Raw genomic sequence first — 25,912 nt, 5'->3', positions numbered from 1 at the left:
GAATCGCCGGCAGCAGTAGCTTACAGGCACCGATCACGATGAAAGACAAGCGCACACGCCGGCCGATCCGCCCGGTTGCATCGGGGTTGCTGGGGGTACTGATGCCCTTCGCATTGTCCTCTACCGCACAGACGCCCACGCAGGGCACCCTGCCCACGGCGATGACTGCCGCCGCATTGCCGGCGAATCTGGAAAACGCACCCGCGCAATCACCGACACAGCCGATGCCCTACCGGGTAGCGCTGCGCCCGGACCAGGTGCAGCCGCTGCCGGCGGACTTCAATGTCGCCGCACTTGAATCGATGGCCGAGCAGCTGACCTACGGCAACCGCGTCCCGGGCATGGCCATGGCCATCGTGCAGAACGGCCGCATCCTGTCCGCGCGCGGCTACGGTGTCACCGACATCAGCAGCCCGCAGCCGGTCGATGCTCATACCGTGTTCCGCCTGGCCTCGTTGTCCAAGGCCTTCGCCGGCACCATGGCCGGCCTGCTGGTCAACGACGGCACCCTGCGCTGGGACAGCAAGATCACCGACTACGTGCCCGGCTTCCGACTGGCTTCGCCGGAGGCAACCAGCAAGCTGACTGTCGCCGACGTACTCAGCCATCGCGTCGGCCTGCCCTACAACGCCTACGACCGCGACGTCGAAGCCAACACCGATTACTACACGCTCACCCAGAAGCTGGCCAGCGCACCGCTCAAGTGCGCACCTGGCGACTGCTACGCCTACCAGAACGTGGCCTTCAGCCTGGTCGGCGACGTGGTGTTTGCCGCCTCCGGCAACTTCTACGAGCAGGCCGTGGAGAAGCGCATCCTCAAGCCGCTGGGCATGAATGACGCAAGCCTCGGCCTTGCCGGCATCCAGGCCAGTTCGCGCTGGGCACGCCCGCATGTGCGCAGCCGCAACGGCTGGGTCTCGCTCAACCCCAAGCCCACCTACTACCGCGTTGCACCGGCGGCCGGCGTCAACGCCAGCGCCAGCGACATGGCGCAATGGCTGCTCGCCCACACCGGACACCGCCCCGACGTGTTGCCGGCGCCGCTGCTGGCCACGCTGCATGCACCGCTGGTCAGCACGCCCGGCGAAATGCGTTCGGGCTGGCGCCACCAGCGCCTGGACTCGGCCGGTTACGCCTTGGGTTGGCGCGTGTTCGATTACTCCGGCCACCAGGTGGTGTTCCATGCCGGCGCCGTGCAGGGCTATCGCGGACTGGTGGCACTGCTGCCCGAGCGCGACCTCGGCATCGCGGTGATGTGGAATGGCGAGAGCAGCCTGCCGAGCGGGCTGATGCCGACCATCCTTGACCGTGCCATCGGCCTGCCGTCGCAACGCTGGCTCGATGTCGACACCGACTTCGGCAGCGACAACCTGATGGCCGAAGACGGCACGCCCACGCGTGGCGGCAAGAAGGGCGCCTCTTCCGAACGCGCCAACGCTTCGCCGCGCTGACCTGCTGCATCTACTGCAACACCCGAAAGGCGGCCGATGGCCGCCTTTCTTCTTTGCGGCTCCCCGAGCCTGTGCCAAAGCATCGGGCACGTTGGGAAAAGCAGTTCTTCCGTCGTCGGATGCAGCAATGGCTTCGCGGCTGTCGCCGCTCCTACAACAGCTACAGCATCGGACGCTTCGACGGCGTCGTGCCCTGCCCCCTCCCTTTGGCAAAGCCAAGGGGAGGGTTGGGGAGGGGTAGCTCTTCCGTCTTCGAATGCAGCAGTGGCTTCGCGACTGACGCCGCTCGTACAACAGCCACAGCATCGGCCCCTTCGACGACGTCACGCCCTGCCCCCTCCCTTTGGCAAAGCCAAGGGAGGGTTGGGCAGGGGTAGCTCTTCCGTCTTCGAAGCAGCAGTAGCTTCGCGGCTGAAGCCGCTCCTGCAACAGCCATGGCAGCCCCTGCTCCCAGGCGCCCCGCCCGGCGACATCCGCGCATAAAAAAACTCCCTCCCCGCTGGGCAGTCGGGGAAGGAGTTTCAGGTACTGCTAGTGAAGCTGGATCAGATCAGCGGTGCCACAGTGGTCGGCAGCGCGATCGGAGCGGTCTTCTTCTTGCGAGCAGCCGGCTTCTTCTTTGCAGCAGCCTTCTTGGCGGCCGGCTTCTTGGCAACGGCCTTCTTCGCGGTCTTCTTTACAGCCTTCTTGGCGGTTGCCTTCTTGGCGGTCTTCTTGACGGCCTTCTTGGCTACTGCCTTCTTGGCGGTCTTCTTCACTGCCTTCTTGGCAGTCTTCTTGACGGCCTTCTTTGCAGTCTTCTTGACGGCCTTCTTGGCGGCTGCCTTCTTGACGGTCTTCTTCACTGCCTTCTTGGCAGTCTTCTTGACGGCCTTCTTGGCGGCTGCCTTCTTGACGGTCTTCTTCACTGCCTTCTTTGCAGTCTTCTTGACGGCCTTCTTGGCAGTTGCCTTCTTGGCGACCTTCTTTACCGCCTTCTTGGCGGTTGCCTTCTTGGCAACCTTCTTCACAGCGGCTTTCTTGGCAACTTTCTTGACCGCCTTCTTGGCGGCCGGCTTTTTAGCAGCTTTCTTCGTGGCCATAGGATGGTTCCTCGTCAGTGATCTATGGAATTGAAATGCCCAGTTGAAGCAAATCCGCGGTGTACCGCGGAGGACCGACGACGCGTCATGCACGTCGTGACGGATACAGAAACACCCGCAACGGTTCCCGCTGCGGGTGCCATGTTGAATTCGGGGGGGTGTTTCGCGGAAGGAAGCGAGTCCTGCTCCACCATTGAAGAGATCCTGGCGGACGTCCAAGTTGTGCTTCGCGTCTGAATGTTGATCCGGCTCACTCGCTTCCGCAGGAAAGGTCTGCTGGGCGAAACCTAATCACGGTTTTTTTTACTGTCAACAGTCTGTTCGAAAAATTTTTCGCCCCGGCCTCCGGCCACCGACACCGGCCGGCCAGGCAAAGGTAGCCAACAAGCTCGCCCGCAACCGGCAAGCAGACACGCTACCGAAATACGAATGCAAAAAAACATCGGGAAAAACGCACTATTCTTTCGCGCGCACAATATGTGCGTACGTCTTTGCATGCGTGTCCGCGCGCGTTGCAGGTGCCGGCAACCGCGCCTGAAAGCTGTACCCAACACCCCAAAATATTTTGCACCGCCACCCGCACATTGCCACATGCACGGTTCGATTTGCGCAAAAAAAACGACGCCTTGTCGCTCCCTCGTACGCACTCGAACAGCACCGGACACACCACTCGACGCATCAGCAGATGCCACTTGCTCATGTCGCCAAGCGACGTCGAGCACGTCGGATCATCACGCGACGATGACATCGCGGCGATCGACTCCGGCTGCTTTCCACCTTGCAGACGAACACCCCGAGCACGCCTGTGCTCCTCACATGGCAGTGACATCGTCCCCCAAAAAAAACGGCCGCCAGTTGGCGGCCGTTTTCGCGGAAACGAGGAGGCTTAGTGCTCTTCGTCTTCCAGCATCTGCGCGTAGTCGTCCGGGCCAAGCAGGTCGTTCAACTGCTCCGGCTCGGCCAGCTCCACCACGAACAGCCAACCGTCGCCGTAGGCATCTTCGTTGATGGTTTCCGGCTTGTCGGTCAGCGCTTCGTTGACTTCGACAACGGTGCCGGAGACCGGGCTGTACACGTCCGATGCCGCCTTCACCGACTCCACCACCGCAGCGGCATTGCCGGCCTGCACGGTGTCGCCGACGCCCGGCAGTTCGACGTAGACCAGGTCGCCCAACAGGCCCTGGGCATGGTCGGAAATACCAACGGTGACGCGGCCGTTGCCTTCAGCACGGGCCCACTCGTGGGACTTGAGGAATTTGAGGTCGCCGGGGATCTCGCTCATGGAACTGCTCCGAAAAAAACGATGGTCGGGATGGATCGCTAGTTTAACGGACCGGGCTCGGGGTGGCTTCCGACCCGGTCCAGGGGTTTCAAACGTTGATGCCGGCCTGTGCCTGGCCGTCGCGCACGAACGGGAACTTCACCACGCGCACCGGTACTTCCTTGCCACGGATGTCCACGCGTACGTCGGCCGGCTCGCCGGCGGGTACGCGGGCAAAGGCGATTGCCTTGCCCAGCGTCGGTGAGAAGGTACCGGACAGGATCTCGCCTTCGCCATTGGCGGTGAGCACCTTCTGGCCGTGGCGCAGCACGCCCTTCTCGTCCATCACCACGCCGATCATCTGGCGCGCGTTGCCGGCAGCCTTCTGTGCTTCGAGCACCGGGCGGCCGATGAAGTCACGCGGTGCTCCATCAGGCTGGTTGTCCAACGCCACGGTCCAGGCCAGTGCGGCCTCGAACGGGCTGACGGCTTCGTCCATGTCCTGGCCGTAAAGATTCATGCCCGCTTCCAGGCGCAGCGTGTCGCGTGCACCCAGGCCGGCCGGCTTCACACCGGCTTCCAGCAGTGCGTTCCAGAACGCGACCACGTCGGTCTGCGGCAACAGCACTTCGTAACCGTCCTCACCGGTGTAACCGGTACGGGCGACAAACAACGGCACGCCGGCGCTGGAGGTCACCTCCAGTGCGGCGAAGCGACCGAGCTTGTCCAGCGCGGCGCGGTCGGCGTCGGCCACCAGACCGGACACCAGCGTGCGCGCCTGCGGCCCCTGCACGGCAACGATGGCCAGTTCTTCGCGCTCGATGACGTCCACGTCGAAGGCAGCAGCGTGCTGACGGATCCATGCCAGGTCCTTCTCGCGGGTGGAGGCGTTGACCACCATGCGGAAGAAGTCCTCGGCCAGGAAATAGACGATCAGGTCGTCGATCACCCCGCCCTGCGCGTTGAGCATGCACGAGTACAGCGCCTTGCCACTGACCTTGAGCTTGTCGATGGAGTTGGCCAGCAGGTGGCGCAGGAACTCGCGGGTACGCGCGCCCTTGAGGTCAACCACGGTCATGTGGCTCACGTCGAACATGCCGGCGGCACGGCGCACCAGGTGGTGCTCGTCGATCTGCGAACCGTAGTGGATCGGCATGTCCCAGCCGCCGAAGTCGACCATTTTGGCGCCGAGCGAGCGGTGGGTTTCGTTGAGCTGGGTTTTCAGGGTCATGGCCGTTCCACAAAAAGGGGCCGCCATTATCCCAGATGGGCAACGCGAAAACCTGCGGCACCGCCACACGACGGCGCCGCAGCCAGGTCAGGCCTGCTGGACTTTCAGGGTCATGCCGTCCACGGCAATGATCCGCACGCGGCTGCCTGCTGGCAGATCGGGGCCGGCGACGACCCACAACGCATCGCCCACCTTGGCGCGCCCATGGCCATCAACGATGGCCTGCTCCAGCTCCACCACGCGCCCGACCAGTTGTTCGGCGCGGCGGTTGAGCATCGGCTGGTCACTCTGCCGCCCGCGCTTGCGGAACCAGGTGCGGTAGACCTGGATGGAAACGAAGCTCAGCACCACGAACAGGATGATCTGCGCCAGTACCGTCATTCCCTCGAAAGCCCACACGGTCAGGAACACCGCTGCGGCGGCGATGCCCATCCACAGCATGAATGCGCCAGGCGCCAGCGCTTCGGCGGCGAACAAGGTCACCGCCAACGCCGCCCAGATCACCACTTCCCAGCGCATGGCTCAGCGCTCCAGCGGCGGCGGGTTGCCGCGCGACGCATTCGGCTTGCGATCGTCCTGCTTGGCGAACGCTTCCTTGGCCAGTTCCGCCACACCGGCGATGGAGCTGATCACACCAGTGGCCTCCATCGGCATCAGCACCAACTTCTGGTTGGGCGAACTGGCCAGCTTGCCGAACGCCTCCACGTACTTCTGCGCGATGAAGTAGTTGATGGCCTGCACGTCGCCCTGGGCGATGGCATCGGACACCAGCGTGGTCGCCTTGGCTTCGGCCTCGGCCTGGCGCTCACGCGCTTCGGCGTCGCGGAACGCGGCTTCCTTGCGGCCTTCGGCTTCCAGCACCGTGGCCTGCTTCTCGCCTTCGGCGCGCAGGATTTCGGACTGGCGCGAACCTTCGGCCTCCAGGATCTGCGCACGCTTTTCGCGCTCGGCCTTCATCTGCCGCGCCATGGCGTCGAGCAGATCGCGCGGCGGCTGGATATCGCGGATCTCGATGCGGTTTACCTTCACGCCCCACGGATTGGTGGCCTGGTCGACCACGCTCAACAGCTGGGCATTGATCACTTCGCGCTGGCTCAGCGACTCATCCAGGTCCATCGAGCCGATCACCGTGCGGATGTTGGTCTGCACCAGGGCGATCATCGCCACTTCCAGGTTGGCGACCTCGTAGGCGGCCTTGGCCGCGTCCAGCACCTGGAAGAACACCACTCCGTCCACGCGCACGGCTGCGTTGTCCTTGGTGATCACTTCCTGGCTGGGCACGTCCAGCACCTGCTCCATCATGTTCACCTTGCGGCCGACGCCGTAGACGATCGGGATCAGGAAGTGCAGCCCGGGCGACATCGTGTGCGTGTACTTGCCGAAACGTTCCACCGTCCACTCAAAACCCTGCGGCACCATCCGCACCGTCTTGAACAGGATGATGATGCCGGCCACCACCACGACCAGTGCCAGAACCCCTGCGCCGCTACCCATGACCCACTCCTTGTGATGTATGTGCACCGAGTATAGCCAGCGCCGACAGCGCCGCCCGTGTCCATCGCCGTATGCCAGCGCGGATGGCAAACAGGCACAACGCGCCGCGGCTCCTGCAAGGTGAATGCGACCAGGCGCCTAGCCGCGACCGGCCATCACAGTGGCAGCCGCCCTCGCAGGATGTCGGCAAACATCACCCAGTCGCCGGCAAAGGAATAGAACGGATGGCTGAAAGTAGCCGGCCGGTTCTTCTCGAAGAAGAAATGCCCAATCCAGGCGAAGCCATAACCGCACAACACGGCGGCCAGCAGCCAGCCCCACTGGCCTTGGCCGATGGCCATCGCCAGGCAGGCCAGCGCTGCACAACTGCCAACGAAATGCAGCCGCCGACAGATGCGGTTGCGGTGTTCTTCCAGGTAGTACGGGTAGAACTGGCTGAAGCTGCTGAAACGCGACATGGCCTGCTCCCGGGATTTCCGGCAGCAGGATACGACCTTCAGTTGCCGCGCGGCGCGAACATGATCACGGCCATGCCCAGCAGGCACAGGCCGCCGCCGAGCAGGTCCCAACGGGTGGGCTTGACCGAATCCACCAGCCACAGCCACAACAGCGCCACGCAGACGTAGACGCCACCGTAGGCGGCATAGACGCGGCCGGTAGCGGTCGGGTGCAGGGTCAGCAACCAGGCGAACAGCGCCAGGCTGGCGGCAGCCGGCAGCAGCAACCACGGGCTGCCCTGCTTGCGCAGCCACAACCACGGCAGGTAGCAGCCGATGATCTCGGCCAATGCAGTGACAAAGAACAGAAGCGCGGTCTTCATTGGCCGGCCTTCTCGTCACGTTTGACTGCCTGCCACAGCGCTTCCTGCTGTTCCAGTGTGAGGTCCGCCATGTTGCCGCCCTGCCCGGCCGCCAGCGCCTCCATCGCACGGAAGCGGCGTTCAAACTTGTGGTTGGCGTGGCGCAGCGCCGTGCCGACATCCACCTTGGCGTGGCGTGCCAGGTTGGCGCAGACAAACAGCACGTCGCCGATTTCCTCCCGCAACCGTTCCTGGTTGTCGGCGACCGGCGCGGCGGCGAATTCGGCCTGCACTTCGTCGATTTCCTCGCGCAGCTTGTCCAGCACCGGCGCTACCTGCGGCCAGTCGAAACCGGTACGGGCCGCGCGCGATTGCAGCTTCACCGCCCGCTGCCACTCCGGCAGGCCGCGCGAAATGCCAGCCAGTGCCGAGGTATCGGCTTCGCCCTTGGCGGCACGTTCGCGACGCTTGATCTCTTCCCAGTTGCTGCTGACATCACCGGCATCGTTCACTGCGGTGTCGGCAAAGATATGCGGGTGGCGGCGCACCATCTTGTTGCTGATCGAAGCCACCACGTCGCCAAAATCGAACGCGCCCTGCTCGCTGGCCATCTGCGCATGGAACACCACCTGCAACAGCAGGTCGCCCAGTTCATCCTTCAGATCGGCCAGGTCGTTGCGGTCGATGGCATCGGCCACTTCATAGGCCTCCTCCACCGTGTACGGCGCAATGCTGGCGAAATCCTGCTGCAGGTCCCACGGGCAGCCTGCCTGCGGGTCGCGCAGGCGCGCCATGATCTTCAGCAGTGACCGGATGTCGTTCGGTGCAAGATCAGTCGGTTCGTTTGCGGGCATGGGATGCAGTCGTACTCAGTGGCTCAACAACCCGGCCACCCACTGCTGCCAAGGCAACGAGGCATCGCCAAGCGCGACGAAGTCGCCATTGAGCAGGCGCGGACGCCGGTTGTAATGGAAGGCTTCGCCGGTATCGGCCGCCAGCAGCACACCGCCGGCGGCTTCCAGCACGCACTGGCCAGCGGCGGTGTCCCATTCGCTGGTCGGGCCCAGGCGCGGGTACACGTCCAGCGAGCCTTCGGCGATGCGGCAGAACTTGAGCGAGGAACCCTGCGCGACCAGTTCGATATCGCCCATCCGCGACAGCATCTCTTCGGTACGCGGGCCACGGTGCGAACGGCTGGCAGCAACCCGCAACGGCGCTGGGGAAGGCACGCGGGTGCGGATGAGTTGCTGCTGTTCGCCCTGGCGACGGAATGCGTTGCCACCGCGCTCGGCATGCCAGATCACCCCGGTCACCGGCGCCTGGACCACGCCGAACACCGGCAGGCCATCGTCGATCAGGGCGATATTCACGCTGAACTCGCCATTGCGCTTGATGAATTCACGGGTACCGTCGAGCGGGTCCACCAGCCAATAGCGCTGCCACTGGCGACGGGTTTCCCACGGCAGCTGCGCCGACTCCTCCGACAGCACCGGCACATCCGGGGTCAGCTGCGACAGGCCCTGCACGATCAACCGGTGCGCGGCCAGGTCGGCGCTGGTGACCGGGCTGTCATCGGCCTTGTGTTCGATATCGAAACCGTTGGCGTAGACCTGCATGATCGCCGCACCGGCACGGCTGGCGATATCAATGACGGCCTCGCGCTGGAGCGTATCCAGATGGTTCATGCGCCACGCCCCAGCCATTCGCGGGCGATGAACAGGGCCGCCAGCGAACGACCTTCGGAGAAGTCCTCGCGCAACATCAGCTGATCCAGCTCGGCCAGCTTCCACGGCACTACTTCCAGTTCCTCCGGTTCGTCACCGACCAGGCGCTCCGGGTACAGGTCGCGCGCCAACACCAGCCAGGATTGATGGCTCATGTAGGTCGGCGCCAGGGTCAGCGCACGCAGTACGTCGAGCTGATGGGCGCCGTAACCGGCCTCCTCCTTCAGCTCGCGGTTGGCCGCTTCCACCGGGCTCTCGCCGGCATCGATGCGGCCTTTGACCAGGCCCAGTTCGTAGCGATGCAGGCCAGCGGCGTACTCACGCACCAGCAGCACCGTCTCGTCATCGAGCATCGGCACCACCACCACCGCGCCGTGACCACGGCTGACCAGGCGCTGGAAATGCCGGCGCTCGCCGTTGGAAAACTCCAGATCCAGCTGCTCCTGCTGGAACGGGCCGATGCTCTCGGCCTCGACCTTGTGGATCAATGGCAGCCGGCGGCTCATGCGCCGCTCCCGGCAGAAGTGCGGACGACCGATAGAATGCGCATTGGCAGATACGTTTTCATGAGCCCGAGATGCTAGCAGACCCGCTCGTCCCCCCGCCGCACCATTACCCGGAGGCCACCCCATGCGCCTGACCCGTTGCCCGGTCGACCTGCCGCTCGCCGCCGGCAAGACCCTGCCGTTGCCCGAGGAAGCAGCCAACCACCTGGTACGGGTGATGCGCCTGCGCGAAGGTGACGGCTGCGTGCTGTTCAACGGCGATGGGCATGATTACCCGGCCACCATCAGCAGCGTCAGCAAGCGCGAGGTGCTGGTGCAGATCGACGCCGCCCAGGCGGTCGACAACGAATCACCGCTGCCGATCACCCTGCTGCAGGGCATTGCCCGTGGCGAGAAGATGGATCTGATCCTGCAGAAGGCCACCGAGCTGGGCGTCACCGCCATCATCCCGGTCAACGCCGAGCGCACCGAGGTCAAGCTGGACGCCGCACGTGCCGAGAAGCGCATCGCGCACTGGCGCAATGTGGTGGGTTCGGCCTGCGGCCAATCCGGGCGCGCGCGCATTCCAGCGATCGGCGCTCCGCAGTCATTGGCTGCGGCTGCCGCGTCCCTGCCGGAACAGACCCTGCGCCTGACCCTGGACCCGCAGGGTGAACATCGCCTGGCCACGCTCGATACCGCCCCGGTCAATGGCGTGGTGATTGCCATCGGCCCGGAAGGCGGCTGGTCTCCGCGTGACCGCCAGCAGCTGGCCGAGGCCGGCTTCCAGGGATTGCAGCTGGGCCCACGCATTCTCCGCACCGAAACCGCCGGCCTGGCGGCCATTGCAGCGATTCAGGCGCGGCTGGGGGATTTGTAGGCGTTGGTTTGGGGAGCTGGGATTGCCGTTCCAGCCTGCGAATCTGGTTGCGTGCAGCCCATGGAAGCGGCTTCAGCCGCGAAGCTGGCAATGCACGCAGACCAGATGAAATCTGCAATTGCAGGCATGCCGCAGTCGGAACCCACGTCAGCCTCGCGGCTGAAGCCGCTCCTACAAAAGCCAGTGCACCTGCAACGGGGCTGCCGGGATTGCATCCCAACCTACTGATCGGGGTTCCCTGCAACGCAAAAGGCCGCGCATCCGCGCGGCCTTTTGTTCATTGCGGCAGGCCGATCAGCCCGCCGCGGCCATGGCCCCTGCCACGGCGCTCTCAATCGCATCCAGGTCCGGCAACAGCGCACTTTGTTCACCCAGCAGCACCCTCATGTGAACGCCGGTGGGCAGGCGATCTTCCGATGCGTCGGCCAGCAGGCCATCACGCGGCACCGCAATCAACTGCGGGAAGGACTGGGTGAGAAGCGCGAAGTAAGGCAGGTCGGGATTACCACCCAATGCCTTGAGCACCACCACTTTGTTGTTGCTGCCCACCGTTTCGTGGCCATGGCCGCTGAGCGTGGCGTAGGACAGCAACGGCACATTCCAGCCATGCCAGACAATCTGTCCGACCAGCCAGGCCGGGGCATTGTTGATCGGTTCCACCGGGACGCGCGACATCATCTCGGCGACAGTCGCGTTGGGCAGCAATACGCGCTCGTTGCCCGCCTGGATCAGGACACCGCGTACTTCGTCGTTGTTTGCATAACTCATTGTCGGTTCCTTGGGCGCGGCAGCATCAAGCGGCGCAGTGGACGGCCAGCTCGGCTGCCAGGTATTCCGGGTCGCCAGCGCTCATGCCAGCCACGGCCAGTTGGCTGGCTGCGGCCGGATCGTAGCAACCTTCGCCCACCTGCCCCGCCACCCAGCCGCCACGGCCGGCGAATTCCAGCACCTGTTCCACCATCGTCGTATCAGCGCCGCTGAGCATCAGCACTGCGCTGCGTGCCGGCGCCAGGGCAGACAACAGGTTGCCGGATGCCTCGCTGAAGAGCAGCCCCTGCGGACTTGCTTCCACGCCGATGACATCGGGCAGGATGTAGATGTTGCCGGCCTGCAGCGCCTGCCCAGGATCAGCCAGCGATACCGGCAACGTGGTCGCACGGGCCATCTGCTTGACCAGGTTGGCGTACCGCCCGCCGTCCAAACGCAGCTGTACCAGCACCGGTCGCGCGAAGTCTTCCGGCAGCCCGGCCAGGATACGGCGCACCGCATCCGGCCCTCCGATACCGGCGATCAGCAGCACCGCGCCATCGGCTTCGGTGGCGCCTTCGCCTTCGATTTCCATCAGCGTCAGCGAGCTGTTGAGCAGGCTATCCAACGCCGATTCCTCGACCGCCGCCGGTTCCACCTGTGCTGCGCTGACATAGCCATCGTCCTCGACCAGCGACCATTCGCTGAAATCCGGCGCTGCCGGAAGCTGCGTCGCAGGTCCGGCAACCTGTTCGGGCAACGGCGGTGGCACGGCGCGATCGCGCGACTCAGTCCGCGCCGAACCGGCAATCAGCTCCTCGAACGACAGCACTTCGGCTTCATCACGCACGACCGGCGCAGCGACTTCCGCATTCAGCGCCTCGCCAGCCGGCTCATCGTTCCAGGCCTGGCTGTCGTATACGTGGAAATTCGGTGCCACATCGTTGGCTTCTGCTTCCACTTCGACCGTTTCCAGCACCGCTTCCGGTACCGGCTCAGGTGCCACCGGCGCCCGCACCGCTTCGCTCTCCGAGCCCGGTGGCAGTACGTTGTCGTGGCCCTGCAGCTTGGCCGCCATGTGCCGGACCCAGCGCTGTGCCTCCCAGCCTTCGCGGCGGGCGGCCAGCTCGGCTTCCTCGAACATCAGGCTCAGCTGCGGCGCTTCCAGTACCGGTTCCAGACGCTCCAGAGCGTCTTCAACAGCAGGCTCCAGTGCCACCAGCACCACCTGCGGCGACGCTGCCTGCAACACGCCTACTTCCAGCTGATTGGGATCTTCCTCCAGCACGATCCGGGCACCAGCGGCGACCAGCGCTTCACGCAGGCGATCGCGGGCGACACCGGCTCGCGCCAGCAGGGCGACCGGCTTGGCGACATCATCATTCACGTACACGTGCAATCCCCAGCAGATCGTAGACATTTCGCATCAGGTCCAGCTCCTGATACGGCTTGCCGAGATAGCGCTGCACGCCGATCTCGAACGCGCGCTGGCGGTGTTTGTCACCACTACGCGACGTGATCATGACGATGGGCACTGCCTTGTAACGCGCGTCCGCACGCATTGCGGTGGCCAGCTCGTAGCCGTCCATGCGCGGCATTTCGATATCCAGCAGCATCAGGTCGGGCACCCGCTCTTCCAGCTGCTCCAGTGCTTCCACGCCATCGCGCGCAACCACCACTTCGAAGTTGTGGCGCTCCAGCACGCGGCCGGTGACCTTGCGCATGGTCAGCGAATCGTCGACCACCATCACCAGCGGCACATGCCGCTGCTGGCTGGCCACGACCACTTCCACCGCCTGCTGCGGCTGCGCCAGATGGCGACGCACCAGCGGTGCCACGTCCAGGATCACCACCACGTTGCCTTCGCCGGTGATGGTGGCGCCGTAGATGCCCGGCACCGAAGCGATCTGCAGGCCCACCGGCTTGACCACGATTTCGCGGTTGCCCAGCACCTGGTCGATCGCCACGGCCGCGCGCAGGTCGCCCGAGCGCACCAGCAGCAGCGGAATTTCCTGCTGGCCTTCAGCCTTGGCCGCAGCCTGGCCGACCAGCGCCCCCAGGTTGTACAGGGTGAAGTCTTCACCGTTGTAGTGGTAACCGCCCTGCCCGGACTCGAAGCGCTCGCGCGAGATGCGGCCGATACCGCTGACCGAAGCCACCGGCACCGCGTAGGTGGTTTCGCCGATACGGGCGAACACCGCCTGGGTGACCGCCAGCGTCTGCGGCAGGCGCAGGGTGAAGGTCGCACCGTGGCCACGTTCGGAATGGATGTCCACCGAACCGCCCAGCTGGCGCACTTCGTTGCGCACCACGTCCATGCCCACGCCACGACCGGCCAGCTGGCTGACCTGTTCGCTGGTGCTGAAGCCCGAAGCGAAGATCATCTGGTCCAGACGCACGTCGTCGATCTGCTCATCGGCACCGAGCAGGCCGCGCTGTTCGGCGCGACGGCGGATCGCCTCGCGGTCCAGGCCAGCACCGTCATCGGCCACTTCGAGCACGATTTCAGAACCTTCGCGACGCAGACGCAGTGCGATTTCGCCTTCTTCGGGCTTGCCGTTGGCAGCGCGGGTAGCGGGCAGTTCCAGGCCATGCGCCACCGAGTTGCGCAGCATGTGTTCCAGCGGCGCGACCATGCGGTCCAGGACGTTGCGGTCCAGTTCGCCGTGGGTACCTTCCAGCTTCAGGTGAACCTGCTTGCCGGTTTCCTGTGCAGCCTGGCGCACCACGCGACGCAGGCGCGGCACCAGACCGTCGAACGGCACCATGCGCGCACGCATCAGGCCGTCCTGCAGCTCCGAACTGACGCGCGACTGCTGTTGCAGCAGGCCGTCGTAGTTGCGCGAAAGGTCATCCAGCACGCCCTGCAGGCCACCCAAGTCGGCCGCCGATTCGTTCAGCGCACGGCTGAGCTGCTGCAAGGTCGAGAAACGATCCAGTTCCAGCGGATCGAAGGTCTGGTCGGCCTGTTCGTGTTCGCGGCGGTAACGGGCCACGATCTGCGCTTCGGTTTCCAGATCCAGACGACGCAGCTGGTCGCGCAGACGGGCGTTGGTGCGGTCCAGCTCGGCCATGGCGCCACGGAAGGCACCCAACTGCTGTTCCAGGCGCGAGCGGTAGATCGCCACTTCACCGGCATGGTTGACCAGGCTGTCGAGCAGGTCGGCGCGGACGCGCACCTGCTCCTGACCGCGCGGCGCGCCCTCTTCCTCGCTGCCCTGCTCGTCGCTCACCGGCGCCGAAAGCGGCTCGTTGGCAACCAGCGGCAGCGGCGCTGCAATCTCTTCCAGCCCCGACTCGGCCAGCACCGGTTCGGCGCCGGTGGTGATTTCGACCGGGGCGGCGGTGACCGCAGCCGGAGCGGCTTCCGCACGGCCTGCGGTGCGGGCCTCGAAGGCCTCAACCAGATCGCCCGGCATCTGCACCGCACGGTGCTCGCCGGTGCGGATCAACAGCTGGTGCAGGCGGTCGAAACCGCGCTCCAGCAGCTGCACGTCGCCGCGGGTGATCTCGATGCGATTGGCGGCAACGGCTTCCAGCAGCGATTCGATGCTGTGGCCCAGGTCACCAATGGCGTTGATGCCGGCCATGCGCGCACCGCCCTTGAGCGTGTGCAGGTCACGCTGCAGGCCTGCCAGGACCTCGCGGTCTTCCGGCGCCGAGCGCAGTTCACTGATCAGACCATCGCAATGGTCAAGCAGGTCCTTGCCTTCCTCGACAAAAATATCAACCAGTTCGCGATCGAGCTCATCGAAGTTCAGCGCACCCGCGTCGAACTGTGCGGCGGTCGGCTCAATCGCCGACGCCTGCACCTGGACCTGCTCCGGCAGCGGTGCGGTCAGTGGTGCGAGTTCGGCCTTGAGCGGCGCGACGGTTTCCATCTCGGCGACGACTTCGACGTCTTCCGCCTGGGTCGGTTCGTCGACAACGGGTTCGTCGGCAACCGGCACTTCGACAACAACCGGCTCCGGCTCGGCTTCGCTGGCCGGCACGAAGGCATCGACCGTTTCCTCGTCGACAGCCTCGACCTCGACTGCGCCCTGCTCCGCCTCGGCATCGAGCGTCGGCGCTGCGCCGTGCTCGACCTCCGGGGCGACTTCAGCCAAGTCGCTTTCAAGGTCAGCTTCGACCTCAACCACAGCTGCGGCTGCGGCTGCGGCTGCGGCTGCGGCATCAGTTTCGGTTTCGGTTTCGGTTTCGGTTTCGGTTTCGAGCGTTGTCACCGCTTCGAGCGCAGCTTCGGTCGCGACCGTCTCGTCCACGGCATCTTCGACGCTTTCGGCCGCCGCTTCGAACGCAGGCTCGACCGCAATCTCTTCCAACTGCACGTCGTCGGTCTGATCTACCGACAGCACTTCCGCCTCCGCAGCCGGCTGCGCGGCCTCTTCGGCGTGGGCAATGTCTTCAACCACCACGGCATCTTCAACCGCGGCGGCCTCGCCTTCCTGCACAACGTCCAGCGTCTGGATCACCTCGGCTTCAAACTGCGGCGCATCCGTCAGCTCGATCGATTCGGCCGACAGAATTTCGGCAGCCGGAGCGTCATCGACAAGGTCAATGGCCACCACGTCGGCCGTTGCGGGCGTCTCAACTTCGAATTCGAACACCGGCGCTTCCAACGCCAGTTCGATCTCGTTGCTTTCCAACTGCTCGACCGGCGTCCAGCCAGCAGCCACCTGCTCGGCAGCCGCTTCCGACTCGGCGACCGGCTGCGAGGCTGCGCTTTCGGAGGCTGCGCCTTCGAACGCAGGCAGGCCCGCCAGCGAACCATCAAGCAGGGACGGATCGAAGTACGCGGAAAGATCCTCGACACCGGCCAGCTCGGTTTTGACCGGTGCCGGGGCCTCGGACTGCGACGGGGCGGACTCGGTTTCTTCTTCCTGCAACGCCTGCTCTTCGTCGAGCAGCATCGGCGGCCAGGTCGCATCCGGCAGCGCATCGGCCAGCATCTGCAGACGCTGCGCCACACCCGGGAATGCGGGGATGCGCGGCGACGGCTCGCGCAGCGCGTTGATGGTGGCATCCACCGCCACCGCCATCTGTGCCAGCGCCTCGACACCGGCCGCGGATGGCGTCACGCCAGCGGCCAGCGAACGCTTCACGAACGACTCGGCCGGCATGGTGATGCCGGTGATCACCGGCACATCGGTCATCGCGAACGCGCCACTCATCGTGTGGACCGCGCGCAGCAGGCTCTCGGACACCGCCTGTGGCTGCGAAGCCGAACGGCCAAGCCAGGCATTGATGGTTTCCAGATGGACGCCGATTTCGGCCTCCAGGATTTCACGCAGCACGCTGTCCACCGAGGCGGGCACGCCCTCACTGGCATCCAGCGGCGGCACGCTGGCTTCGGTCGGCGCCGCAGTTGCAGCAGCCGTCTGCGCGGGCGGCGCAGTCAGGTTGAAGGCTTCCTCACCAGCGGCGATGCGGTCGGCTACATCCTGCATGCCGAGCAGGTCGGCGTGGACGACACCGTTGTCGCGCAGCGCGGCATTGAGTTCGGGCAGTACTTCATAGGCCTGGTTGACCATGGCCACCACCGCCGGGCTGGCCGGGCGGCTGCCGTCGAGCACGCGGTTGAGCATGCTTTCGATCTTCCAGCTGAACTCGCCCAGGGTGCGTGCACCAACCAGACGGCCACTGCCCTTGAGCGTGTGGAACACGCGGCGCACCGGACGCAGGCGCTCCATGTTGGCCGGCGCGGCACGCCAGGCCTGCAACAGCTCGCCCAGGTTCACCAGCTCTTCGTCGAACTCTTCGATGAAGACTTCGCGGATGTCCTGGTCGATCACTTCACCGCTGTCGATGAAACCGCCAGCAAGCGGCTCCACGGCATTGGCACCGACCACAGCGGCCGGCGTGATGGCCGCCGGCTCGGCAACCGGAGCCGATTGCTCCTGGGTGTCGGTGTCGAACGCTTCGGCAGCAGCGTTGAGTTCGGCCATGAAGGCCGCCGTTTCAGCATCCACCTGCAGCGAGGCTGCGGTGGTATCGGGATCAGCGGCGTCTTCCAGTTCCCATGCAGCCTGCGGCGGCACGTTGGAAGAAGGCAGTGCAGGTACATCCGCAGCCGTGGCCGGTGCGGCCTCCAGCGTGCTGCCGGTGCCGTTGAACACCCCGGAGTGCGGCGAAGCCGCGTCGCGCTGCCAGCCCGGCTGCGACGGATGGGAGGCCGTAGCACTGAACGTGCCGGCGGCCTGCGCCGTTTCCAGTTCTTCCAGCTCGGGCTCGAAGAATGCGTCAGCCTCGGCCAGTTCAAGGCCGTAGTCCTGCGCGGACTGCACGGCATCTGCTTCGATGCTGGCGGCATCGGCACCATCGAACTCCAGCAGCGAGCTGTCGAAGGTGTAAACGTCCTTGGCATCAACCGACGCTTCATCGGCTTCGGCTGCAACCGGGTCAAAGCCGGCGTGCGCGACATCCACGACCTGGTCATGTGCGCGGCTGTCGTGGCCTTCCAGTTCGAGCGGTGCCAGCGTGAACCCGGCATCATCCTGCGAGGGCTGCTCCAGTGCCAGCGTATCGAGCGCGAGCGCAATCGGCTCATCGGCCACTGCATCGGATTCAGGCGCGCCAGCCGCATCGGCGGAGGACACCTCGGCGCTGGGCTTGGCGTGGATGGCCGCGCCAAACACCAGAGGATACTCCGGACGATTCGCTGCCTGTGCAGGTACTGCGTCGGGCAACGGTGGCAACGGCGGCGGACCCACGCTCGCTACCGGCGCCACGGGCGCGGCAACAATCGCTGCCGGCAGCTCCGGCGACGTGGACACTTCCACTGCCTGCTGAGCGCTCGGCTCAGCCGCAGCAGCCAGCGTCATCTCGATCGGCGATACGGCCACGACGTCCTCGACAACGGCACCCGCTGCCGTCGGAATCGGCCAGTAACGCAGCGTTTCCAGGCTGGTGCGGGTGATGTCGAGGATCTCCTCGCGGCCCGGGCGGCGCTCGCGCAGCGCTTCGAGGTAATACTCAAGGCTGGCCATCGCGTCGGCCAGCGTATCCAGCTGGCGACCGCTGGGAATGCGCCGGCGGCCGATCAGTTCGACATCGATGTACTGCCGCACCGCCTGCAGGTAATCGGCCGGCTGCGCCAGTTCCAACATACGCAGCGCGCCGGACACCTCGTCCAGCAGTCGCGGCACTTCGGCCAGGCGCTGATGGTCCCAGTTGGTTTCAATGAAGGCCACGAACGATTCGCGCGCGGCGGTGAAGTTGGCGATGGCTTCGTGTGCCAGCACCTCTACCGTGCGACGGGTTTCCACCGTGCCAGCGTCTTCCTCGCCGTCCACGTTGGCGCCCAGGTAAGCGACCTGGTCATCCAGCGAAGCATCCACGTACAGCAGCGAACCGGCGATATCCAGCAGCAGGTTCTCATCGATGGTGCGGGTACCGGCAACCACTTCGCGCAATGCATCGCGCTGCTGGGCAACGATGCCGCGGGCCACGCCCAGGCCCATCACACCCAGCGTGTCGGCCACGGCACCCAGTTCGTTGACCTGCGTCTGCAGCTGCGCCGGGTCACCACCCATGCGCACGTGCAGATCCAGCGCATCCTTGATGCGCATCAACTCTTCCTTGACCGCACTGCCCACGGTATCGAGCAGCTCGCGGTTGCGGCCACTCAGGCTGCCACGCGCATGTTCCAGCTCGGCCGGGCTGGCGTTGCCCGCATCCGGATTGAAGGCGAACAGCACGCTCTCGTTGATGCCTTCGGCACCGCGTGCGGCGCGGATTTCATTGAGCAGCGGCAACAACACGATCGGAATGTCGCGGTGGCCGTTCTGCAGGCGCTCCAGATAATCGGGCAACAGCACGGTGCCGCGCATCAGCGTGGCGCAGGCTTCGTCGCGGTCGGTGACCGTGCCCTCGCGCACGGCATGGGCCAGCTGCTCCAGCTCCTCGGCAACCATCGCCGGGGCGTACAGCTCGACCATGCGCAGCGTGCCCTGCACCTGGTGCAGGTAGCCGGCGCAGAAGCGCATGCGGCTGGTATCGGCCGGGTCTTCAACGAAGTACTCGACCTCGCTGCGCACCTGGCGCAGGGTTTCGTCCAGCTCGGGCTTGACCCAGCCCAGCGCCGCATGGCTCATCGCATCGCGCAAGGTACTCATCGCACTCCCCTGTACAGCATCAATTGCATGCCGTCCGGGCGGCCCTGCTTTGCGTTATGACGACACTTCATCTGCTGGTTCCTTCTCCCCCGTGTAACCAGCGTGTTCAAGCAGGCAGCTTGAAGTCGGCCACCGAGCGGCGCAGTTCGGCCGCCAACTGGTTCAGCTGTCCCAGCGAATCGGCGGTCTGCCCGGCACCCTGCGAGGTCTGGCCGGTGATCTTTCGGATCACGCCCATCGTCTGGGTAATGTCGGTTGCAGCCGAGGCCTGCTGGTGAGCGGCTACGGAGATGTTTTTGATGAGGTTGTTCAAGGCGTTGGACACGCGCTCGATCTCGGTCAGCGCGGTGCCGGCGTCTTCGGCCAGTCGCGCACCGGACACCACTTCGGCGGTGGTCTGCTCCATCGAGGTGACCGCTTCGTTGGTATCGGCCTGAATCGCCTGCACCAGGCCTTCGATTCGACGCGTCGCGCCGGAGGTACGTTCTGCCAGTCGTTGCACTTCGTCAGCCACGACCGCGAAACCGCGACCGGCCTCACCAGCCGAAGCCGCCTGCACCGCCGCGTTCAACGCCAGGATGTTGGTCTGCTCGGAAATGTCGTTGATCAGTTCCACGATCGAGCCGATTTCCTGCGAGGACTCACCCAGGCGCTTGATGCGCTTGGAGGTTTCCTGAATCTGGTCGCGGATCTGGTCCATGCCCTGGATGGTCTGGCGCACCACGCCGGCACCCTCGGTGGCGATGACCACCGAGCGCTGTGCCACGTCGGCCGATTCGCTGGAGTTGCGCGATACCTGCTCAATGGACGAGGCGATTTCGCCGATGCGGTCCGAGGCACTGGTGATTTCGTCAGCCTGGTGGCCGGCAGCCTCTGCCAGCTGCATGGCGGTGGCCTGGGTTTCCTGCGCCGACACCGCCACCTTGCTGGAGATGTCGTTGATGGTGGTCACCAGGTGGCGCAGTTCGTCCACGGCGTAGTTGATAGCGTCGGCGATGGCGCCGGTCATGTCCTCGGTCACCGAGGCCTTCACCGTCAGGTCGCCTTCACCGAGCGAACTGATTTCGTCCAGCAGCCGCATGATCGCCTGCTGGTTGCGGCTGTTGAATTCCACCTGGGTCTGGTAGCGCACGTCCTGCTCGCGCGAACGCGTACGCACCGTGCTCCACACGAAGCCGATGATGGACAGCACCGACAGACCGCCGAAGACCACGCTCCACCAGAAGTTCGGGAAGATGCGGGTATCGCGCGCCGAACCAAAGGCCGAGAACGCATCGAACAGCTTGCGGCTGCTCTCCAGCATCTTGTCCGAACCGCTGGTCAGCGCCGCAGCCGAGGACTGCGCGGCGAACAGGTTGCGCGAGCTGGCCAGGATGGCGTCGGCATCCTTCTTCATCTTCGCCCACTGGTTGGCCGACTGCTCCAGGGCAACCTGTGCAGCGGCGTTGCGCACCGGGGCGATGCCCATTTCCTCATTGCCGTTGCGCAGGCCTTCAAGTACCTGCGAGAACACCACCATGTCACGTGCCAGCGCGTCGCCGGCACCACTTGCACCAGCGCCACCGGCACGGATTTCGGTTACGCGGCGGGCCATCGTGCCCACCACCACGACCTGCTGCAGGCCGTTGTAGACCTGCGAGGACTGTGCGCCACCGGCGGTCATCGCGCGCACCACTTCGTTCAACTGCGCCTGCAACTGCGGCACGGCACCGACGAAGTTGTCGGCGTTGCCGGCCAGCGCCAGCACTGCCGGCTCACTGGCCACGATCTGCTCGGCATTCTTGGACAGCGGCTTCCAGGTATCGACCAGGTTGCCCAGCGGGCCAGACACGCCGGCTTCGTTGCCGAAGCGGCCCTGCAGCTCGCTCACCGCGCTTTCGACCTTGTTGCGCGTGTCCTTGAAGGCGCCATAGCTGTCGCGGCTGCCGGCCACGGCCTCTCGGCCCTGGTTGGCCAGCTGCTGTGACAGCACCTGCAGGTCGGCCGCGCCGGTACTGGCACCGGCCAGGCGGCTGCCCTGCCAGGTTGCCACGCCGGTATTGGCGCCGAACACGACCATCGAAAGCACCAGCAGGCCCAACCAGAAGTTGGTACCCACGTTGCCAAGCTTGCCGGCCCTGGCGGCTTCGGGAGCAGTACTCATCGTTCGACCTCGGTATCCAATGCGAAGGGACAGGCGCGCCGGTCAGGCGGCGGCTTGTCGGAATTCGGGAGTGCGGGAAAGCAGCGAAAGCGAGAACACGCCCCAGGCGCGCCCCTCATCGTGGAAGGCGCGCTCGACGAAGTGCGCGTAACGGCCCTGGGCGATGTCGCCGGCCGTTGTCTGCATGTGCGCCTCGAAACTGCGCTGGCCATACAGCTCGTCGATCACCAGCGCCACGTCACCACCGGCCTGGCGCATGATCAACACGCGCTGGCCTTCCTGTGGCGCGGTGCGCTCGCCTTCGAGGAAATATTTCAGGTCCACCACCGGGAACAGGTTGCCGCGCAGGTTGCCCACGCCCAGCAGCCACGGCTGCGCGCCGGGAACCGGGGTGACCGGCGGCATCGGTACGATTTCCACCACTTCGCGGAAATCCGATACCAGGTGGCGGCTGCCGACGCGGTAACCCACGCCACGCCAGACATCCTGCGAGAAGCGCCGCTCCGGCAACTGCACCGCATGCGCCAGGCTGCGCCGTTCGTAAGCTTCAAGGATGTCGAAGGGAGAACGCATCAACCCACCAGTTTGTTGATCCGCGCGATCAGGTCGTCTTCTCGCGGCGGCTTGACGATGTAATCGGAAGCGCCCTGGCGCATGCCCCAGGCCTTGTCCGTTTCCATGCCCTTGGTGCTGACGATCAGCACCGGGATGTCGCGGGTGGCCTCGTCACGCGACATCGCGCGGGTGGCCTGGAAGCCGCTCATGCCCGGCAGCACCACGTCCATCAGCACCAGCTGCGGACCCTGGTCACGGGCAATCTGCAAACCTTCCTCGGCGTTGTCGGCCGCCAGCACTTCGTGGCCGGCCTTGACCAGCCATTGCGTAAACACCGCCCGGTCGGTCGGTGAGTCCTCGATCAGCAAGATTCGAGCCATTGTGCCTTTCCCCCTGGTCAGGCGTTGACGTATGTACGGATGGCACCCAGTAGTTCGTCGCGAGTGAATGGCTTGGTCAGGTACTGCTCGGAGCCGACGATGCGGCCGCGAGCCTTGTCGAACAGACCATCCTTCGAAGACAGCATGATCACCGGCGTGGACTTGAACAGCTGGTTGCCCTTGATCAGCGCGCAGGTCTGATACCCGTCCAGGCGCGGCATCATGATGTCCACGAAGATGATCTGCGGGTGCTGGTCGGCGATCTTGGCCAAGGCCTCGAAGCCGTCGGTCGCGGTCACGACCTCGCAGCCCTCGCGCTTGAGCAGCGTTTCGGCAGTACGACGGATGGTCTTCGAGTCGTCGATGACCATCACTTTCAAACCTGCGAGTTCCCCACCCGCAGCCATGTCTTCAACCATTTCTATTCCCCGAACACGCGGCCCGCTTCAGATGCGAAGCCGCCGTGAAAGCGCATCTATATCCCAGTCTGGCCGCGAACTGTCAAGCAACATCCATGAGATCGGGGCGCAGCGCCCGCCAATGTGCGTTGGTTCTCACTCCGCCGCGACGCTATTCAGCCAGTACGTGCGCGGCATGCGCTGGGCGCTCCCGACGCGACCGGCTACCATCGCTACCTGATCCGACGGACCCCGGCCATGCCTTTAGACGTAATCGTGGTGATGGACCCCATCGCCCACATCAAGATCGCCAAGGACACCACGTTCGCCATGCTGCTGGAAGCCCAGCGCCGTGGCCACCGGCTGCACTACGTGCGTCCGGGCGGGCTGTCCCTGCACGGTGGCACCGCCATGGCCGAGGTGGCGCCGCTGCAGGTGCGCGACGACAAGGCCGACTGGTTCACCCTGGGCGCGTTCGCGCCGCTGCCGTTCGGCCCCGGCCAGGTGGTGCTGATGCGCAAGGATCCGCCGTTCGACTCGGAGTACCTGTACGACACCCACGTCCTCAGCGTCGCCCAGGTTGCCGGCGCGATGGTGGTCAACGACCCGCAGGGCCTGCGTGACTTCAACGAGAAGCTGGCCGCGCTGCTGTTCCCGCAATGCTGCCCGCCCACCCTGGTCAGTCGCAGCGCCGTCGAGCTGAAGGCCTTCGTGCACGAGCACGGCCAGGCGGTGCTCAAACCGCTGGACGGCATGGGCGGGCGGTCGATCTTCCGCAGCGGCACCGGCGACCCCAACCTCAACGTGATCCTGGAAACGCTCACCGATGGCGGCCGCAACCTGGCGCTGGCGCAACGCTTCATCCCGGATATCAGCGCCGGCGACAAGCGCATCCTGCTGGTCGATGGCGAGCCGGTGGGCTACGCGCTGGCGCGTATCCCGCAGGGCGATGAGTTCCGCGGCAACCTGGCCGCCGGTGGCCGTGGCGAAGGCCGCCCGCTGAGCGAGCGCGACCGCTGGATCGCCGCGCAGGTCGGCCCGGAGATGAAGCGCCGTGGCATGCGTTTCGTCGGCCTGGACGTGATCGGCGACTACCTGACCGAGGTCAACGTCACCAGCCCCACGTGCGTGCGTGAGCTGGATGCGCAGTTCGGCCTGAACATCGCCGGCCAGCTGTTTGACGTCATCGAGGCCAGCCTGACGCAATGAGCTCCACGTCCGCCGCCCTGCCCGCCTCACCGCGCGTCACCGAACAGCAACGCCTGACCGCCACCCTGGTGCTGTCCATCCTCGTGCATGGGCTGCTGATCCTGGGCGTGGGCTTTGCGGTCAGTGACAACGCGCCGCTGGTGCCGACCCTGGATGTGATCTTCAGCCAGACCAGCACACCGCTCACGCCAAAGCAGGCCGACTTCCTGGCCCAGGCCAACCAGCAGGGCGGTGGCGACCACGACAAGGCGCAACGCCCGCGCGACAGCCAGGCCGGGATCGTGCCGCAGGCGCAGGATGGGCTGGCACCGGTGCCGCTGCAGCAGCAGGCCGCGACCACCCCGCCCCCACCCGAAGCGCGGGTGGTCACCAGCACGCACGGCCAGGAGCGTGTAGCCGACGCGCAATCCCAGCCGCTGCCCGAGCGGCCGGACCCCAACGCCCCCATGACCGCACGCGAGCAGCGCAATGCGGAAATGGCGCGATTGGCCGCCGAAGTCCATCTGCGCTCGGAGCAGTACGCCAAACGACCGAACCGCAAATTCGTCTCTGCCAGCACCCGCGAGTACGCCTACGCCAACTACCTGCGCGCATGGGTCGACCGTGCCGAGCGCGTGGGCAACCTGAACTACCCGGACGAAGCCCGTCAGCGCCGCCTTGGCGGACAGGTGGTGATCACCGTTGGCGTGCGCCGCGATGGCAGCGTGGAGAGCAGCCGGGTGCTGCGCAGCAGTGGCGTGCCGCTGCTCGACGCCGCCGCATTGCGGGTGATCGAACTGGCCCAGCCGTTCCCCGCCCTGCCCAAGAGCGGGGATGACATCGACATCCTGCAGGTGACCCGCACCTGGGTGTTCCTGCCGGGCGGCGAGCTGCGCGACGATCGTTGAGCTGCTGCGCCCTGGTCTTCTGCTGGAGCGGCGCAAGCCGCGATGCTGAAAACAACCCAGGCCCAGGGCATGTGAGCAATTGCTGGAACGGCGCCAATGGCTGCCGTGCCGGTTTCGCGGTTCATGCAACGCCTGCAAGCGCGCGATGCGGCTTGCGGGGCGAGAACTTCAGCGGACATCCGTAGGCCGGAACCAATCCCGGCGAGGCAGGCCCCAGGCCTGCCGGCCAACATCCAGGTCTACAAAGGCTGCAATGACTGACATTGCGAGACTGGATGCAGCGCCGGCTTCGCGGCTTACGCCGCTCCTACAGGTGCTGCGCAGCGCCGGTCTGCATCGCGAACCCGGCCACAAACTCACCCACCCTTGGCGGCGCGCAGTGCCTGCTGCTCGATCAGGGTCAGGGCGACGTTGTCGCGCAGATAGGCCGGCTGCACCAACTCCGGGGCGATACCACCACCACGTTGCAGAACCGGAACGGCGATCTTCAACACGTCCGATGCATGTGGCAGCGCCAGTGCATCCAGTGACGACAGGCGCGCCTGCAGGCGCGTGGCCAGCGCGCCATCAACGGCGCCAAACCCGGTGCCCACAGCGGCCCATTCGGTGCCGTCGGCGGGCAGTTCCAGTGCGTCCGGTGCAATCACCACTTCCTGCCCTTGCAACTCAAGCTCACCGTCGCCCGTGCGGATGAACTGCGCGGCGTACACCTCGCCCATCCGTGCATCGATGCTGGCCAGCACGCGTGGCGCGGACTGCGGCGCGCGCAGGGCCAGCGTGTGCAGCGTGGACACCGGCAACAGCGGCCGGTCCAGCGCCAGTGCGATGCCTTGAGCGATGGCGATGGCCAGCCGCACGCCGGTAAACGCACCGGGACCACGGCTCAGTGCAATGCCATCGAGTTGACTACGGGCGATGCCGGCCTCGGCAAGCAGCTGTTCGGCCCACGGCAGACTCAGCTCGGCATGTCGGCGCGGGGCGATTTCGAACCGTTCCAGCACCTGCCCATCCACATGCAGGGCGACGGAACAGGCTTCGGTGGCGGTTTCAAAGGCGAGCAGCTTCATGGCAG

General features: G+C 65.5%; 22 protein-coding genes. 4 read left to right on the top strand and 18 right to left on the bottom strand.

Annotated elements, in window-relative coordinates:
- The first annotated feature begins 38 nt into the window (after positions 1-38).
- The gene (locus LR961_RS05795) at positions 39-1,451 is read left to right on the top strand and encodes a serine hydrolase domain-containing protein (RefSeq protein ID WP_232147473.1); all 1,413 of its coding nucleotides are present in this window, start codon (positions 39-41) and stop codon (positions 1,449-1,451) included.
- Between the two features lie 545 nt (positions 1,452-1,996).
- On the opposite strand, the gene LR961_RS05790 is transcribed toward LR961_RS05795, so the two are convergent.
- From LR961_RS05790 to nudE, 10 genes are all read right to left on the bottom strand, one after another.
- Positions 1,997-2,533 (bottom strand): hypothetical protein, encoded by a 537-nt coding sequence (locus LR961_RS05790; RefSeq protein ID WP_232147472.1) that lies wholly within the window; start codon positions 2,531-2,533, stop codon positions 1,997-1,999.
- An 886-nt stretch (positions 2,534-3,419) separates the two neighbouring features.
- Complete coding sequence (gene gcvH / locus LR961_RS05785) at positions 3,420-3,815, bottom strand: glycine cleavage system protein GcvH (protein WP_232147471.1); 396 nt, start codon at positions 3,813-3,815, stop codon at positions 3,420-3,422.
- Positions 3,816-3,903: 88 nt separating this feature from the next.
- Positions 3,904-5,025, bottom strand: a complete 1,122-nt coding sequence (gene gcvT, locus LR961_RS05780; protein WP_232147470.1) for a glycine cleavage system aminomethyltransferase GcvT — start codon at positions 5,023-5,025, stop codon at positions 3,904-3,906.
- 87 nt (positions 5,026-5,112) lie between these two features.
- Positions 5,113-5,544, bottom strand: coding sequence for an NfeD family protein (locus LR961_RS05775; protein WP_232147469.1), 432 nt, complete (start codon positions 5,542-5,544; stop codon positions 5,113-5,115).
- Between the two features lie 3 nt (positions 5,545-5,547).
- Positions 5,548-6,519, bottom strand: a complete 972-nt coding sequence (locus LR961_RS05770) for an SPFH domain-containing protein (RefSeq protein ID WP_232147468.1) — start codon at positions 6,517-6,519, stop codon at positions 5,548-5,550.
- A gap of 155 nt (positions 6,520-6,674) precedes the next feature.
- Positions 6,675-6,977 carry a DUF962 domain-containing protein gene (locus LR961_RS05765; RefSeq protein ID WP_232147467.1) on the bottom strand — a complete coding sequence of 101 codons (303 nt, stop codon included), beginning with the start codon at positions 6,975-6,977 and terminating at the stop codon, positions 6,675-6,677.
- A 38-nt stretch (positions 6,978-7,015) separates the two neighbouring features.
- A complete protein-coding gene (locus LR961_RS05760) occupies positions 7,016-7,339 on the bottom strand; it encodes a YnfA family protein (RefSeq protein WP_232147466.1) in 324 nt (107 codons plus the stop codon).
- Positions 7,336-8,172 (bottom strand): nucleoside triphosphate pyrophosphohydrolase, encoded by an 837-nt coding sequence (gene mazG, locus LR961_RS05755; protein ID WP_232147465.1) that lies wholly within the window; start codon positions 8,170-8,172, stop codon positions 7,336-7,338. The genes LR961_RS05760 and mazG overlap by 4 nt, the downstream gene beginning before the upstream one ends.
- A gap of 15 nt (positions 8,173-8,187) precedes the next feature.
- Positions 8,188-9,003 (bottom strand): 3'(2'),5'-bisphosphate nucleotidase CysQ, encoded by an 816-nt coding sequence (gene cysQ / locus LR961_RS05750; protein ID WP_232147464.1) that lies wholly within the window; start codon positions 9,001-9,003, stop codon positions 8,188-8,190.
- Positions 9,000-9,548, bottom strand: coding sequence for an ADP compounds hydrolase NudE (gene nudE, locus LR961_RS05745; RefSeq protein WP_232147463.1), 549 nt, complete (start codon positions 9,546-9,548; stop codon positions 9,000-9,002). The genes cysQ and nudE overlap by 4 nt, the downstream gene beginning before the upstream one ends.
- Before the next feature lie 124 nt (positions 9,549-9,672).
- Between nudE and LR961_RS05740 the strand changes: the two genes are divergently transcribed.
- Complete coding sequence (locus LR961_RS05740; RefSeq protein ID WP_232147462.1) at positions 9,673-10,407, top strand: 16S rRNA (uracil(1498)-N(3))-methyltransferase; 735 nt, start codon at positions 9,673-9,675, stop codon at positions 10,405-10,407.
- Positions 10,408-10,701: 294 nt separating this feature from the next.
- Here LR961_RS05740 and LR961_RS05735 read toward each other — a convergent pair whose 3' ends face one another.
- The 7 genes from LR961_RS05735 to pilG form a co-directional block, all read right to left on the bottom strand.
- Positions 10,702-11,175, bottom strand: coding sequence for a chemotaxis protein CheW (locus tag LR961_RS05735; RefSeq protein WP_232147461.1), 474 nt, complete (start codon positions 11,173-11,175; stop codon positions 10,702-10,704).
- 25 nt (positions 11,176-11,200) lie between these two features.
- The gene (locus tag LR961_RS05730) at positions 11,201-12,574 is read right to left on the bottom strand and encodes a chemotaxis protein CheB (RefSeq protein WP_232147460.1); all 1,374 of its coding nucleotides are present in this window, start codon (positions 12,572-12,574) and stop codon (positions 11,201-11,203) included.
- Positions 12,534-19,268 carry an Hpt domain-containing protein gene (locus tag LR961_RS05725; RefSeq protein ID WP_232147459.1) on the bottom strand — a complete coding sequence of 2,245 codons (6,735 nt, stop codon included), beginning with the start codon at positions 19,266-19,268 and terminating at the stop codon, positions 12,534-12,536. Before LR961_RS05725 ends, LR961_RS05730 begins: the two co-directional genes overlap by 41 nt.
- 106 nt (positions 19,269-19,374) lie before the next feature.
- Positions 19,375-21,411 (bottom strand): methyl-accepting chemotaxis protein, encoded by a 2,037-nt coding sequence (locus LR961_RS05720; protein WP_232147458.1) that lies wholly within the window; start codon positions 21,409-21,411, stop codon positions 19,375-19,377.
- A gap of 42 nt (positions 21,412-21,453) precedes the next feature.
- Positions 21,454-21,984: a chemotaxis protein CheW gene (locus tag LR961_RS05715; RefSeq protein WP_232147457.1), complete on the bottom strand. Its 531-nt coding sequence runs from the start codon at positions 21,982-21,984 to the stop codon at positions 21,454-21,456.
- On the bottom strand, positions 21,984-22,346 hold the full coding sequence (locus LR961_RS05710; RefSeq protein ID WP_232147456.1) for a response regulator: 363 nt from the start codon (positions 22,344-22,346) through the stop codon (positions 21,984-21,986). The genes LR961_RS05715 and LR961_RS05710 overlap by 1 nt, the downstream gene beginning before the upstream one ends.
- Before the next feature lie 17 nt (positions 22,347-22,363).
- Positions 22,364-22,765 (bottom strand): twitching motility response regulator PilG, encoded by a 402-nt coding sequence (gene pilG, locus LR961_RS05705; protein ID WP_232147455.1) that lies wholly within the window; start codon positions 22,763-22,765, stop codon positions 22,364-22,366.
- A 237-nt stretch (positions 22,766-23,002) separates the two neighbouring features.
- Here pilG and gshB point away from each other — a divergent pair, with 237 nt between their 5' ends.
- Together gshB and LR961_RS05695 are read left to right on the top strand one after the other, a co-directional pair.
- Positions 23,003-23,953, top strand: a complete 951-nt coding sequence (gshB, locus tag LR961_RS05700) for a glutathione synthase (RefSeq protein ID WP_232147454.1) — start codon at positions 23,003-23,005, stop codon at positions 23,951-23,953.
- The gene (locus tag LR961_RS05695) at positions 23,950-24,840 is read left to right on the top strand and encodes an energy transducer TonB (protein WP_232147453.1); all 891 of its coding nucleotides are present in this window, start codon (positions 23,950-23,952) and stop codon (positions 24,838-24,840) included. Before gshB ends, LR961_RS05695 begins: the two co-directional genes overlap by 4 nt.
- A gap of 356 nt (positions 24,841-25,196) precedes the next feature.
- On the opposite strand, the gene tsaB is transcribed toward LR961_RS05695, so the two are convergent.
- Positions 25,197-25,907: a tRNA (adenosine(37)-N6)-threonylcarbamoyltransferase complex dimerization subunit type 1 TsaB gene (gene tsaB / locus LR961_RS05690; RefSeq protein WP_232147452.1), complete on the bottom strand. Its 711-nt coding sequence runs from the start codon at positions 25,905-25,907 to the stop codon at positions 25,197-25,199.
- Positions 25,908-25,912: the final 5 nt, after the last annotated feature.

It is taken from the genome of Stenotrophomonas sp. SY1, from assembly GCF_021202945.1.
Lineage (GTDB): Bacteria > Pseudomonadota > Gammaproteobacteria > Xanthomonadales > Xanthomonadaceae > Stenotrophomonas.
This window is presented reverse-complemented; position numbering and strand designations above follow the sequence as displayed.